The sequence below is a fragment of the uncultured Oscillibacter sp. genome (assembly GCF_900544955.1).
Classification (GTDB): domain Bacteria; phylum Bacillota; class Clostridia; order Oscillospirales; family Oscillospiraceae; genus Oscillibacter.
Genome location: NZ_UQXD01000016.1, coordinates 32,242 through 45,019, shown reverse-complemented (window position 1 = coordinate 45,019; position 12,778 = coordinate 32,242). Strand labels below are relative to the sequence as shown.

Here is a 12,778-nt window from a genome sequence, read left to right as displayed (position 1 = left end):
CCGGCGTGCTGAAATCCGCCGCGGAGGCCTTCGCCCCCCTCTTCGGCGGGGCGGTGGCCCAGACGGAGATCATCGACAAGATCGGCCGTCCCATCGGCGCCGGCGACACGAGCAACGGCATCACCATCACCGCCGACGCCATCATCGGCGACCCCTACAACGCCTGCATCATCTACACCATCAGCCGGGACGACGGCGCCCCCCTCCTGCCGGAGGGCCTGGAGGCCCGCTCCCTGCTGGCGGGCGGCACCGGCGGCGCGGACATCTCCATTCCGGGCGGGTCCCATGGCAGCGCCTGGTTTGTGGATGAGGACCCCGCCGACAATGCCATCCAGATGGTCCAAACCATCAGCGCCGACCGCTCCCTCATGGGCACCACCGCCACGGCGGAGTTCAACGGCCTCTTCCGCTGGGACGAGACGGCCGGGACCAGCGTCCCGGTGGTGGACGGCCACTGGAAGTTCCGCTTTGACGTGGATTACGGAGACGCCTCCGTGGCCCTGGGCGGCGGCGAGACCTTCCGCCAGGACGGCATCACCTTCACCGTGGACGCCGTCACCGTCTCTCCCGTGGCGGTGACCGTGGACTACACCGCGGACAGCGCGGTGGTCTGGAGCAACGCCGGGAGCGGGCGCCAGAGCGAAGAGGACAGCCGCCAGATGGCCCGGTACCTGGAGAACGTGGAAATCCTGCTGACCCGGACCGACGGCACGGTCATCAACCTCAGCGGCGCCGGCGGCAGCCTGAAGCCCCGGGACGGAACCACCGTCTGCTCCAAGAGCTGCGTGCTGGAGGAGCTTCTCCCCCTGGAGGAACTGGAGAGCATCTCCGTGGGCGGCGTGGTCTACCCCCTCTCCGGAACTTGATTCCGGCGGTTCCTTCCATGAAACGCGTCCCCCGCCGTTCGGCGGGGGACGCTTCCGCTTGTCCAAACGTCTGTTTCGCTTTCGGAGCGGCAGACGGAGATAGCACGCTGTTCTGCCGCGGCATGTCCGCGGCGGAACAGCCCTCCCAGGCCGCACACGTGCAAGCGGTGCGGCTTCGATCCCCCGCACGTGCGCGCCGTGGGCCGCAGCTTCCCGAAAAAGTTCAACACGTCCCCCGCCGAACGGCGGGGGACGTGTTTTTTCTGCTTCCGCGCTTCGGGGCGGGCGGCTCACTCCCCCAGGGACTTCCAGGCGGTCTCCAGGGCGATCTCCATCATCTCGTGGAAGGAGTCCTGCCGCTCCTGGGCGGAGAGGGACTCCCCGGTGAAGATGTGGTCGGAGACGGTGAGGATGGAGAGGGCCTGCTTCCCCAGGCGCTGGGCGGTCCAGTACAGCCCCGCCGTCTCCATCTCCAGGGCCAGGATGCCGAACTTCCGGTAGGCCTCCCCGGCCTCGGGGTTGTCGTTGTAAAACTGGTCGGCGGTGAACACCTGGCCCACATCCGCCCGGACCCCCAGCCGCTCCGCCGCCTCCACGGCGGTGCGCAGCAGCGGCCAGGAGGCGGTGGCGCACAGCTGGCCGGGGAAGCGGTACTGGTCGGCGAAGCGGGAGTTGGTGGAGGCGCCCATGGCGATCACCACGTCCCGAACCTTCACGCCGTCCCCCACGCCGCCGGCGGAGCCGATGCGCAGGATGGACTCCACGCCGTAAAACTGGTACAGCTCATAGGTGTACAGGCCGATGGAGGGCACGCCCATGCCGTGGCCCATGACGGAGAGACGGCGGCCCTTGTAGGTGCCGGTATAGCCCAGCATGTTGCGCACGGTATTGAAGCAGACGGGCTGCTCCAGATAGTGTTCCGCCACATATTGGGCCCGCAGGGGATCGCCGGGCATCAGCACCGCCTTGGCCACCAGGGCCTCGTCCGCCGCGATGCAGGCGGAGGGGGACTCTTTCACTGCCATATGAATTCCTCCTTGTAGAATTCTCGTCAAAAATTACCCTTTGTTGTCGAACAGCGCCGCCAAGCTCCTGGTATAGGGTGGGCGGCAGATGCCCTTTTCCGTGACGATCCCGGCGATGAGGCTGTGGTCCGTCACGTCGAAGGCCGGGTTGTAGCAGGGCACGCCGGGGAGGGCCATGGGGGTCTCATACCACAGCGAGCGGATCTCCTCCGGGTCCCGCAGCTCGATGGGGATGTGGTCCCCGTCGGGGCAGGCCATGTCGATGGTGGAGGTGGGGCCCAGCACATAGAAGGGAATGCCGTAGTGCTTGGCCAGAATGGTCACGCCGGAGGTGCCGATTTTGTTGGCGGTGTCGCCGTTGGCCGCCACCCGGTCGCAGCCCACAAAACAGGCCTGAACCCAGCCGTTTTTCATCACCATGGAGGCCATGTTGTCGCAGATGAGGGTCACATCCACCCCTGCCCGGTGGAGCTCGTAGCTGGTGAGCCGGGCGCCCTGGAGCAGGGGGCGGGTCTCGTCGGCAAACACCCGGAGGGGGATGCCCCGCTCCGCCGCCAGCAGGAAGGGCCCCTGGGCGGTGCCGTACCGGGAGGTGGCCAGCGGCCCGGCGTTGCAGTGGGTCAGCACCCCGTCCCCCGGCTTCAGGAGGCTCAAGCCGTATTCGGAAATGGCGGTACACTTGGCAATGTCGTCCTGGTGGATGTCCACCGCCCGGCGGTACAGCGCATCCAGCACCGCCTCCCGGCCCCCGGCCCGGCACGCCTCCGCCGCGGCCAGCATCTGCTCCACCGCCCAGCCCAGGTTCACCGCCGTGGGGCGGGCGGCCTTCAGCCGGGTGCCGCAGGTCTGGAGCGTCTCAAAAAAGTCCGTCTCTGGCAGGGTCCGGGCCAGGGCGTACATGCAGTAGGCGGCGCAGATGCCGATGGCCGGCGCCCCCCGGACCCGGAGCTTTTGAATGGCCTCCACCATCTCCTCCGCCGTCTCCAGGCGGATCTCCCGCTCCTCCCCGGGCAGCAGGGTCTGGTCAATGATATACAGGGCCTCCGCCGCCTTGTCGTAGCGGATGTTCTGGACGTGGGTCACGTCATGGATGGCGTCCTTCATACTCTCCCGCCCCTCACGCCCGGACGATGTAGCCCTCTTTCCGGGGCTTGGGGGCGGGGGCCGGTTCGGCGGCATAGCCCAGGAGGCAGTTGCCCACCCCCCGCAGCGTCTCCGGCAGCCCCCACTTTTGCAGCAGGGCCTTGCCCTCCGGCAGCTCAAACAGCTCCGTGGCCCGGTTGACCCAGCAGGAGGCCACGCCCAGGGAGGCGGCGGCGTTCATCAGGTTCCCCAGGACCAGGGAGCCGTCCTTGAGCCAGTTGGGCTGCTCGCCGTCCGCCAGGACCACCACCACGGTGGGCGCGCCGTAGAAGGGGTCCGTGCCGGGACAGCCCTTGATTTCCGCGTTCAGCCGGGACATGAGGGCGATGGTCTCCCGGTCCTGCACCGCCACCATCACGGCGGACTGGCGGCCCATGGCGCTGGGGGCCCAGGTCCCCGCCTCCAAAATGGCGTTCAGCGCGGTCTCCTCCACCTGCTCCGCCCGGTAGCCGCGGATGCTGCGGCGCTCTCTCAAAACACGCAGGGTCTCATTCATAAAACCGACTTCCTTTCTGCTGATTATCTGCTGCCTTCATCATAGCACATTCCCCGGCCCGGTCCAACCACTTATTTGCGCCCCCCGCTTTTCCGGCGGGCGCAAAACTCCCTCTCCGGCGCTCATATCCCGTCCCGGCGCCGCATAGGATAAACCAACAAGAGGCGGGGAGTGTTGTTTGTTGAAAGGAAATATGGAGGAGCGGGCGGAGCGCCTGGCTCTTTACATCATAGAGAACCGGGCCACGGTCCGCGCCGCTGCACAGAAATTCGGCATCAGCAAATCGACGGTACATATGGATGTGACAAAAGGGAACGGCCGCCGCCCCCATCACGCTTCCCCCCGAAGAGGGCGCCCGCCGGCCGGCGGACGCCCTCTTCCGCCGCTCCGCTCCGGGGACGCGGCGGCCCGTCCCGGGAGCGGAATTTTGCCGTCCGCCGTTCTAATCCGCACCGGCGCACATAGCATATAGCATCCCGAAGCAAAAGGAGTTGGACAAGCCGTGACGATTCGTATCCATCCCCCCCAGCCCCCGGAGGCGTATGCCGAGGCGCTGCTGGCCCTGCTGGTGGAGGCCGCGCTGCCGCAGTTGCAGCAGGAGGCCCTCCAGGCCCGGCGGCGCCCCTCCGGCCAGCCCGGGGCCTGACCTGACGCACTGCAGATTGGACGGAAAGGGGGTATTCACCATCAACATTGCAGCCTACTGCCGCGTCTCCACGGACAAGGAGGACCAGCTCAACAGCCTGGAGACCCAGAAGGCCTTCTTCATCGGCTATGCGGAGAAGTCCGGCCACCAGCTGGTCCGCCTCTATGCCGACGAGGGCCTCTCCGGCACCAAAGTCAAGCACCGCAGGCAGTTCCAGCAGATGCTCTCCGACGCGGAGCAGGGCCTTTTCGACATGCTGGTGGTGAAGGACATCTCCCGCCTGGCGAGAAACACGGTGGACCTTCTGCAAAGTGTTCGCCGCCTGAAGACCCTGGGCATCCAGACCCTGTTCCTCACCGCCAATATGACCTCCCTGGGGGACAGCGAGTTTATCCTGACGGTGTTCGGCGCCCTGGCTCAGGAGGAGTCCGCCAACATGTCCAAGCGCATCAAATTCGGCAAGCGCATGAACGCGGAGCGGGGCCGGGTGCCCAACCTGGTCTACGGGTACGACAAAACGGCGGGGGACATCTTCCACCTGACCATCAACCCTGCGGAGGCCCGGACCGTCCGCCAAATCTACCACTGGTACATCCACGACGGCTGGGGCGGCAGCCGGATCGCCTCCATGCTCAACCAGCAGGGGCTCCGGACCAAGCGAAACTGCGCCTGGAACCAGACCGCCGTCTGCCGCATTCTGACCAATCCGCTGTACACGGGAACCGTCGTCAACGGCAAGGAGGAGATCTGCGACTTCCTCACCAGCGCCCGCCGGGAGATCGACGCGGAGCACTGGCTGGTCACGGAGCGGCCGGATTTGCAGATCGTTTCAAGCGAGGAGTTCCAGCAGGCCGGAGAGATCATGGCCGCCCGGGAGCGGATGTTTCACCAGGAGCGGACGCGCCACAGCGGCAAGTACCTGTTCTCCACGCTGATCCGGTGCAAGGCGTGCGGCTGGTCCTTTCGCCGCATCAGCCGCACCTACCGCAGCACCTACGTCCGCTGGGTTTGCAGCCGCCGGAACGGCCAGGGGAGCGGCCAGTGCGAAAACGCCGCCTCCGTCCGGGAGGACATGCTCATTGCGCAGCTGGACGCCTATTTCCAATCGCTGCTGCAAAACCGCCGGCAGATCGCCCAGGCCGTCCGCCGGGCGCTGAAGCGGGCCGGGCCGGAGGGCGGCGACGCCCAGGCGCGGCGCCGGGAGCTGCAAACCCGCCTGAACCAATTGGAGCGGAGCCGCCAAAAGCATCTGGACCTCTACACCGACGACCTGATCACCCGGCAGGAGCTGGAGCGCAGGCTCACCCAGACCCGCGCCGAGGTGGGCCAGCTGGAGGAGCAGCTCCGCCGCCTGGCGGAAACCGCCGGAGGCGCCGCAGCCGCCGACGAGCTGACGGACCGCCTCTTTCAGAACTTGGGCGGCTATCTCACCGTACAGAACCTGAACAACGCGCAACTCAAGCAGCTGATTGAGAAGATCGAGGTGGACGGGGAGGAGACCGTGGACGTCTATCTCCGTCTCTCCCCCCAGCCCTCCGGCGCCACCGGGGCGGGCCTCTAAGCCGTCCGCAAAACCGGCGGCGTTCCGGCCGCCCCGGGCCCGGACTACGGACAAGCCCCGCCGGGGACCGCGCACGCGGTCCCCGGCGGGGCTCTCTCTTTTTTTCCAGGCGCCCTCCCGGCCCTGGCCGCGGTGCCCGCCTCCCCTGGGGGAACGGGTCCCTGCCGCGCCAATCCGGCCCGGGAGAAACGCCGGGCCCGCCCGGCCCTATTCCCGGTCCACCAGCACCACCGGGCGCACCGGAGAGGCCGAGCCGTCCCGGATCAACAGCGGCAGCACCACGAAATACCCGCGCCGGTTGTGGAGCCGGCCCAGGTTGCGCAGATTCTCCACCACCGGAATCCGGTTGGCCAGCAGCGCGTTGTGGGCGGGGTCCGTGCCCGCCCCGTCCCGGTCCACGGACAGGGTGTCCACCCCTACCATCCGCACCTTTTTCTCCACCAGATAGGCGGCGGCACCGGCGCCCACGCCGGGGTAGTCGTGGCAGAACTTCTGGTCGTCGGGCCGCAGGGCCCAGTACTGCATCCAGCCGAAGTCCACCAGCACGCCGTCCCCCTCCCGAATCGGGCCGTGGACGGCCTCCCACGCCAGCAGATGCTCCTTTTCCAGGGTCTCATGGGCCTGCAAAAAGGTGGCATCCACCGTGACGCAGGGGCCCCACAGCTTCTCCAGGGGCACGCCGTCGATCATCTCAAATCCGGGCCGGTCCACATAGTGGCCGAAGGAATCCACATGGGTGCCGTTGTGCTCGTTCAAAATCAGCTGGAAGTCGTTGCAGCTGTCCCCCAGCGCAAAGCCGTGCCAGCGGACCTTGTAAAACTTCGAGTGGCTGGGATGCGCCGGCATCCCCTCCTCCAGATACTGGCCCAGCTCCACGATCTCCATGTCCCGCAGGGCCTCTTGCAGCGCGTTCAAACTCATGGCCTCATACTCCTTTCGTCAAATGGTACCGCTTGTTTCTCCGCTCCCCAAAACCATAGCAGCCTGCGGCGGCCATACCGGCGGCGCAGACACACGCGAGCAGGAAATAGGCATCCTTCATGGAGGTCCGCTCCGCCGCCTGACCGCACAGCACGGGGAGCACCGTCATCCCCAGCGCGTAGACCGCCTGATAGCACCCCATGGCCGTGGACTTCTTCTCCGGCGGAATTTGCTGCATGGCCCCGGCGGTCAAATAGGTGTACTGGATGCCGGAGGCCAGCCCGGGAATCACTTGCAGCGCGCAGATGCCCGCCACGGAGCCGATGCGGGGGACCAGCAGGCAGTAGGCCGCCATTGCCCCGAAAATCACCGGCACCCAGAACCGGGCCCCCAGCCTGGCGCAGAGCCGGGAGGCCGCAAATTTTGCCGAGGACACCGCCACCAGCATGTACACGATGGAGGACGCCCCCACCATCGCCGTGGACGCCCCCAGGTCCCGGACGATCTGGGTGGTAAACGACATGGTGGTGGACAGCTGCACCCCCTGCTGGATCAGGGCCAGGCAGGAGAAGAGCAGCAGCCTTTTGTTTTTGCACACGCCCAGCAGTGCGCCGGGCCGCAGCGCCCGGGGCGCCGCCGGGGCCTCCTCCAGCCGCAGGGCCGACAGCATGCCCAGGACGCCCGCCGCCACGCTGAAGGCGCAGACCGCCCGCATTCCCAGCCGGTCGTAGCACAGCGTGCTGGCCCCAAAGCCCAGCAGAATCCCCAGGTTGTTGCACAGGATCAGATCGCTGGTCGCCGCTTGCTGCTCCTCCCCGGCGTAGTAGCTCATATAGAGCACCATGAAGGAGATCCACATAGCGCTGGCCAGGCCGGACAGCAGGTTGGCGAGGAAGTACCCCCCGCCGCTGTCCAGCGCCAGCCGCACCAGAGAGGCGGCGCCGGAGGCGAGGCAGCCCGCCACGATCTGCCGCTTATGGGTGCCGCCCGTGTCCGCCAGAACGCCCACAGGCAGCCGCAGCAGCATCTGGGAGACGCCGTACGCACCGACGACGGCGCCCACCGCCCGGCTGGTGACGCCCATGGCGATCAGGTACGGCGTCTGGAAGGGGATGTAGACATACTGCGCAAACCAGAAGCACACCGCCGCCAGCAGCAGCGCGGTCTTGTTGTCTCGTGTCCCCCTCATCGCTCCGTCCCTCCGTCCGGTCCCCTCAGTGCCGGTCGCTTTCGCATACCGTGCTCTCGCCGGGCTTCAGCACCCGCAGGGTGCAGTCCGGGGCATGTTCCGCGAGAAGCCGCGCAAACTCGTCCATATTCTGCCGGATGGGGGGCCACGTGTCGTAGTGCCCCGGGATGACGGTCCTCGCCCCGATCAGCCCCGCGGCCACGGAGGCCTCCATCAACCCCATCACGTACTTGTCCCCCACAGGGAGCACCGCCACCTCGGGGTGGTAGAGGGCCCCGATCAGCTTCATGTCGCTGAAAATCCCCGTGTCCCCCGCAAAGTAGACGGGCACCCCGCCGTCCGGCGCAATGACAAAGCCGCAGCAGCCCGTGCCGGGCATCATCACGCCGTCCGTCTCATACTCGTACCCCCAGATGGCGGAGGTGTGCTCGGCGTGCACGCAGTGAATGGCGCAGTCCGCCACCCGCACATTGGCGCCTACGCCCGTCGCGCCGCCGCCCTTATCATAGGGATAGCCGTGGCGGCTGGCATACAGGCACAAGTCCGCCAGCGCCACCAGGGTGGCATCGGCGGCCTTTGCAATTTCAATGGCGTCGCCGCAGCCGATGTGGTCGTCGTGCCCGTGGGTGATGCACACGATGTCCGCGTCATAGCAGTCCTCCAGAGAGATCCGGCAGGCCGGGTTTCTGCGGATGTTGGGGTCCACATAGATCACGGTGCCGGAGGGCGTCACCATCTTCCAGGAGCCGTGTCCCACCCAGGTAATCGTCTGCTGTTTCATCGGTATGACCATCCCTTTCTCAAAAAGGCGTGGGCGGGCGGGCCGGAGGAAGACCCCGTCGCCCGCGCCGGGTGTTTTGGAACCGGGCCGCCGCGGGGTCCGGCCCATCGGCCCTCCCCCGTCTCTGCCGCACCGCCGGCGTGCCGCGTCCGTCCCCTGCGGGGGGTCACGGCGCCTCCCCGCCCTCCGCCGGCTTCTCGTTCAAAATGCCCGCAAAGGTCTGCTGGATAATCTTTCCGCCCCGGATGATGTAGGTGTCGGTCCCGTAGGGGATGCTGTAAAAGGGGGATTCCGCCGTCCAGATGGTGTAGGCCATCTCCCCGTCCACATAGGTGGTCTCGTTGACCCAGACGGACTCCGGCGGCAGGCAGGTCTTCATGGAGTCCGCGAAAAACGCCCGGATCTCCTCCAGGCCGTGCTTGGGGCCCGAAAAATTGATGAGGGTGCTCTGCTCCGTGTAGTCCACAAGGGTCTCCTCCAGATTGCAGCTCTGCACGTGTTTGAGGTGATGGCGGAGCACCTCTTCCGTGCTCCTCTTTGTCAGGTCTTCCATACGCTCCGTCCTTTCTGCAATATCGGAAATTCCTTCCCTTTGACAAATCCGGCCCACTGCCGCGGGCCGGATCTGCTCTTGGGACCATTATAATTTGGAGCTCATCTTCCGGTTGTTCTGAATCGTGGCCGCAAGGATGGCCACAAACAGGATCAGCCCGTAGAAAATCTGCTGCAGCGCCGGGGAGAGGTTCAAGGCGGTCAGAACCGCCAAAAGCACGGCGATGGTCATGGAGCCCGCCACCGTCCCCATATAGCTGCCGCTGCCGCCCGCCATGGACACGCCGCCCAGGGCCACCGCCGCGATGGACTCAAACTGGAACGGGTTGCCCATGCCCAGATAGGCAGAGCCGGTCTTGCCCACCATGAGCATGCCCGCCAGCGCCGCGAACAGGCCGCTCACGCCGTAGGCCAGGGCCTCCACCCGCTGGCGCTTGATACCGGAGAAGTACACCACGCCCCTGCTGTTGCCCAGGGCATAGAGGGAGCGCCCGTACTTGGTCTTCCTCAAAATCAGCATCACGACGGCGATCAGCACCATCCAGAGGAGGAAGCCGTAGGAGATGTTGAAGATGGAGCCTGTGGCGAGGGTATAGATAATGCCGGGCGCAACGCCGTTCACGGCGCCGGAGGTGAGGCCCGTCACGGACCCCTGCAAGATGGTGTTCAGCCCGATGGTCATGACGATGGAGGGCACCCCCAGGTAGGCCACCGCCACGCCGTTGATCATGCCCAGGGCAAAGCCGCCCAGGAGGATCAGCAAAATCACCAGCACCGAGTTCACATTTTCCACCCGGCCGGAGACATAGGCCGCCATGGCGCCCGCCGTGAAGAGCCACGGCACCGACATGTCGATGCCGCCGGTCAGGATGACGAACGTCTGGCCGATGGCGGCGATGCCGATGATGGCGGCCTCCAGCAGCAGCACCTTCACGTGGGAGCCGCTGGAAAAGCCGGGGCGGAGAATGGAAATCATCACAAACAGGATAATGACGATCAAGTAGCGGGAGAGGATGGTCCCGTTTTTCTCCATAAACAATTTAGTCTTACTCATATCTCACTTGCTCCTGTTCTTTCTATCAATTGCAGAGCAAACAACCACGGTTGCCACGAGGAAAATGCCCTGGAACACCGTGGACCAGAAGGATTTGGTCCCCAGGAAGGTCAGCAAGTCGGAGATGATGCGGAGAATATAGGCGCCAACCACCGTGCCGTACATGCCGCCGATGCCGCCCATCATGCTGGTGCCGCCGATCACCGAGATGGTGAGGGTGGGGGTGGTGAGGGCGTTGCCCGCGGTGGGAGAGCCCGAGCCCAGCTGCGCCGTGCGCCACAGGCCCGCAAGGGCGGCGCAGCCGCCGGAGATGGCGAAGGTGAGCAGCTTCACCCGGACCACATTGATGCCGTTCATGGCGCTGGCCTTGGCGTTGGTGCCCACGGCGAAGACGTCGCGGATGAACTTGGTCCTTCTGAGGAAGGTCCAGGCCGCCACGATCAGCAGCATCAAAATGACGCCCAGGGAGACGGGGCCGAAGCTGGCCATCAGCACCTTGGTGAAGGCCTTGGCCGGGGCGCCGCCGTCCCGGTCGAGAATCAGCTGGGAGATGCCCAGCAGGATGTAGTTCACCGTAAAGGTGACGATGAAGGGCTGCACGTTGAATTTGGTGACGATGAAGCCGTTGAACCCGCCGATGGCAAGGCCGATCACCAGGCAGCCGATGCAGAAGAGGAGAATGCCCACGCCGCTCTCCGGCATGGCCACGGCGGCCAGGGAGTTGATGATGCAGATCACGCCGCCCACGGACAGGTCGATGCCGCCCACCAGCAGGACCAGCGTCTGGCCAAGGCTTGCCAAGAGGGTGGTGAGCTGGCCGTTGGTGATGCTGGAAAACCGGGAGACGCTGATCATGCTGGGCATGACGACGCCGGTGGCCACCAGCAGCACGGCCAAAATAATCAATGATATGAACATGCGTTTTCCGTCCGGAGTAATGTTCGGAAGCGGAAGCCTGTTCGGCTCTTTCTTAAACATATGTACCTCTCAAATATCAAATGGCGGCTTCACCCACGGACGCACGGATGATGTTCTCTGCCGTGATTTCACTGCCTTCCAGATGCGCCTTGAAGCGCCCCTCGTACATCACGTAAACGCTGCTGCACATGTGGGTCAGCTCCTCCGTGTCCGTTGAGAAGAACAGGACGGCCTTCCCCTGCCTGCAATGCTCCACCATGAGGTTGAACATCTCCCGCTTGGTGCCCACGTCCACGCCTCTGGTGATGTCGTACATCAGCAGAATGTCCGGCTTGGCCAGCAGCTGCTTGGCCAGAACCACCTTCTGCTGGTTGCCGCCCGAGAGGTTGACCACGGGGACCTCCGGCGTGTCGGTCTTGATCTGGAGCTCCCGGATCATCTCGTCAACGGCTTCCCTCTCCGCCTTGAAATTCAGGAGGCCGCCCTTGACGAACTTGCTCAGGGACGCCAGGGAGATGTTCTCCTTGACGGACAGGGGCAGCACCAACCCCTCGTTGGCCCGGTCCTCGGGCACCAGGGCGATGCCCTTTGCCAGCGCCGCCGCCGGATGGGTCATCCGCACCTTCTCACCGTTCACCTCAATGGTCCCCGTGCACTTGGACGCGCCGTAGAGCGCCTCGAAGAGCGCGGCCTGGCCCTGGCCGGACAGTCCGCCCACGCCCAGAATCTCGCCTGCGTGCAGGTCGAAGCTGATGCCGTTCAGCGTCTCGTTCCGCAGATCCTCCACATGCAGCATCACCCGGTCCTGGATCAGATTCTCCTTGTCGGGGTAATAGCCGGACATCTTCCGCCCCAGCATCTCCGTCACGATCTCGTCCGTGGTCAGCTCGTCCTTCTCGGCCACCCGCACATCCGTCCCGTTCCGGTACACGATGATCCGGGTGCAGATGCGGTTCACCTCCTGCAGCCGGTGGGAGATGAAAATCAGGATCTTCCCCTGGGACGCCAGCTGCTCCATCAGGCGGAACAGCCACTCCGTGTCCTTTTCCGTCAGGGCGGAGGTGGCCTCGTCCAGCACCAGAACGTCGAAATCAAAGGCCACGGCCTTGATGATCTCAATTTTCTGGCAGGAGGCCAGGGGAAGCGTGCCCACATATGCCGACGGGTCCAGGTCGTCGACGTCCAGGGTCTCAAAGAGCTCAAGAGCTCGTTTATTCAAATTTTTAAGGGATTTTCTGGAGAATGGCTTTTCGTCCTCGGTGATAAAGATGTTCTCCGCAACGGTCGCGCTGCGCACAAGGCTCAGCTCCTGGTGCACCACGCGGATGCCCGCGTGCATCGCCGCCTTGGGCGTAGAGTGGTCCACCGGTTTTCCAAAGAGCTCCACTTTACCGGAGTCCGCTTTTACCACGCCGGCAAGCACCTTGATGAGGGTGCTTTTGCCCGCGCCGTTCTCCCCCAGCAGCCCCATGATGTCCCCTTTGTTGGCGGAAAAATCCGCATCGATCAGGGCGTGCACATTGCCGAAGCTCTTGGATATCCCACGCATTTCAAAATCTGCCATGAAAAAACTCCTTTGGGCATTCTCATCATCATTTTTTTAACAATAGGTTGCCCGTAGCAGGC

The 12,778-nt window shown here is 65.1% G+C and carries 13 protein-coding genes and 1 pseudogene; 4 read left to right on the top strand and 10 right to left on the bottom strand.

Annotated features, from left to right (window positions below; all coding sequences use genetic code 11):
* Positions 1-866 (top strand): DUF4179 domain-containing protein (locus QZS21_RS05710; protein WP_295581199.1); only part of this gene is annotated, 866 nt, incomplete at its 5' end.
* A gap of 290 nt (positions 867-1,156) precedes the next feature.
* Here QZS21_RS05710 and deoD read toward each other — a convergent pair.
* Genes deoD through QZS21_RS05695 form a run of 3 tightly spaced genes read right to left on the bottom strand, consistent with a single transcriptional unit; the run spans position 1,157 to position 3,530 of the window.
* The gene (gene deoD, locus QZS21_RS05705; protein ID WP_295581197.1) at positions 1,157-1,891 is read right to left on the bottom strand and encodes a purine-nucleoside phosphorylase; all 735 of its coding nucleotides are present in this window, start codon (positions 1,889-1,891) and stop codon (positions 1,157-1,159) included.
* Positions 1,892-1,924: 33 nt separating this feature from the next.
* Positions 1,925-2,995, bottom strand: coding sequence for an S-methyl-5-thioribose-1-phosphate isomerase (gene mtnA, locus QZS21_RS05700; protein WP_295581195.1), 1,071 nt, complete (start codon positions 2,993-2,995; stop codon positions 1,925-1,927).
* Positions 2,996-3,008: 13 nt separating this feature from the next.
* Positions 3,009-3,530 carry a nitroreductase family protein gene (locus tag QZS21_RS05695; protein ID WP_295581193.1) on the bottom strand — a complete coding sequence of 174 codons (522 nt, stop codon included), beginning with the start codon at positions 3,528-3,530 and terminating at the stop codon, positions 3,009-3,011.
* A gap of 181 nt (positions 3,531-3,711) precedes the next feature.
* Between QZS21_RS05695 and QZS21_RS05690 the strand changes: the two are divergent.
* From QZS21_RS05690 to QZS21_RS05680, 3 genes and pseudogenes are all read left to right on the top strand, one after another.
* A pseudogene (locus QZS21_RS05690) lies at positions 3,712-3,840 on the top strand (sporulation transcriptional regulator SpoIIID); the annotation flags it as partial.
* A gap of 192 nt (positions 3,841-4,032) precedes the next feature.
* A complete protein-coding gene (locus QZS21_RS05685) occupies positions 4,033-4,176 on the top strand; it encodes a hypothetical protein (protein WP_295581191.1) in 144 nt (47 codons plus the stop codon).
* Between the two features lie 16 nt (positions 4,177-4,192).
* On the top strand, positions 4,193-5,737 hold the full coding sequence (locus QZS21_RS05680) for a recombinase family protein (protein ID WP_295581189.1): 1,545 nt from the start codon (positions 4,193-4,195) through the stop codon (positions 5,735-5,737).
* A gap of 207 nt (positions 5,738-5,944) precedes the next feature.
* Here QZS21_RS05680 and QZS21_RS05675 read toward each other — a convergent pair whose 3' ends face one another.
* The 7 genes from QZS21_RS05675 to QZS21_RS05645 form a co-directional block, all read right to left on the bottom strand.
* The gene (locus tag QZS21_RS05675) at positions 5,945-6,658 is read right to left on the bottom strand and encodes a cyclase family protein (protein ID WP_295581187.1); all 714 of its coding nucleotides are present in this window, start codon (positions 6,656-6,658) and stop codon (positions 5,945-5,947) included.
* A gap of 4 nt (positions 6,659-6,662) precedes the next feature.
* Positions 6,663-7,847: an MFS transporter gene (locus QZS21_RS05670; RefSeq protein ID WP_295581185.1), complete on the bottom strand. Its 1,185-nt coding sequence runs from the start codon at positions 7,845-7,847 to the stop codon at positions 6,663-6,665.
* Between the two features lie 25 nt (positions 7,848-7,872).
* On the bottom strand, positions 7,873-8,628 hold the full coding sequence (locus QZS21_RS05665; RefSeq protein WP_295581183.1) for a metal-dependent hydrolase: 756 nt from the start codon (positions 8,626-8,628) through the stop codon (positions 7,873-7,875).
* Between the two features lie 166 nt (positions 8,629-8,794).
* A complete protein-coding gene (locus QZS21_RS05660) occupies positions 8,795-9,181 on the bottom strand; it encodes a nuclear transport factor 2 family protein (protein ID WP_295581181.1) in 387 nt (128 codons plus the stop codon).
* A gap of 87 nt (positions 9,182-9,268) precedes the next feature.
* Entirely contained in the window at positions 9,269-10,234 is a 966-nt protein-coding gene (locus QZS21_RS05655; RefSeq protein ID WP_295581179.1) for an ABC transporter permease, read from the bottom strand.
* 3 nt (positions 10,235-10,237) lie between these two features.
* The gene (locus QZS21_RS05650) at positions 10,238-11,152 is read right to left on the bottom strand and encodes an ABC transporter permease (protein ID WP_295581177.1); all 915 of its coding nucleotides are present in this window, start codon (positions 11,150-11,152) and stop codon (positions 10,238-10,240) included.
* 76 nt (positions 11,153-11,228) lie between these two features.
* Positions 11,229-12,716: a sugar ABC transporter ATP-binding protein gene (locus QZS21_RS05645; RefSeq protein ID WP_295581175.1), complete on the bottom strand. Its 1,488-nt coding sequence runs from the start codon at positions 12,714-12,716 to the stop codon at positions 11,229-11,231.
* Positions 12,717-12,778 lie beyond the last annotated feature (62 nt).

Bases quoted from the DNA above. Each gene is read 5' to 3' on its own strand.
- deoD (WP_295581197.1), bottom strand. From the start codon at position 1,891: ATGGCAGTGAAAGAGTCCCCCTCCGCCTGCATCGCGGCGGACGAGGCC.
- mtnA (WP_295581195.1), bottom strand. From the start codon at position 2,995: ATGAAGGACGCCATCCATGACGTGACCCACGTCCAGAACATCCGCTAC.
- QZS21_RS05695 (WP_295581193.1), bottom strand. From the start codon at position 3,530: ATGAATGAGACCCTGCGTGTTTTGAGAGAGCGCCGCAGCATCCGCGGC.
- QZS21_RS05675 (WP_295581187.1), bottom strand. From the start codon at position 6,658: ATGAGTTTGAACGCGCTGCAAGAGGCCCTGCGGGACATGGAGATCGTG.
- QZS21_RS05670 (WP_295581185.1), bottom strand. From the start codon at position 7,847: ATGAGGGGGACACGAGACAACAAGACCGCGCTGCTGCTGGCGGCGGTG.
- QZS21_RS05665 (WP_295581183.1), bottom strand. From the start codon at position 8,628: ATGAAACAGCAGACGATTACCTGGGTGGGACACGGCTCCTGGAAGATG.
- QZS21_RS05660 (WP_295581181.1), bottom strand. From the start codon at position 9,181: ATGGAAGACCTGACAAAGAGGAGCACGGAAGAGGTGCTCCGCCATCAC.
- QZS21_RS05655 (WP_295581179.1), bottom strand. From the start codon at position 10,234: ATGAGTAAGACTAAATTGTTTATGGAGAAAAACGGGACCATCCTCTCC.
- QZS21_RS05650 (WP_295581177.1), bottom strand. From the start codon at position 11,152: ATGTTCATATCATTGATTATTTTGGCCGTGCTGCTGGTGGCCACCGGC.
- QZS21_RS05645 (WP_295581175.1), bottom strand. From the start codon at position 12,716: ATGGCAGATTTTGAAATGCGTGGGATATCCAAGAGCTTCGGCAATGTG.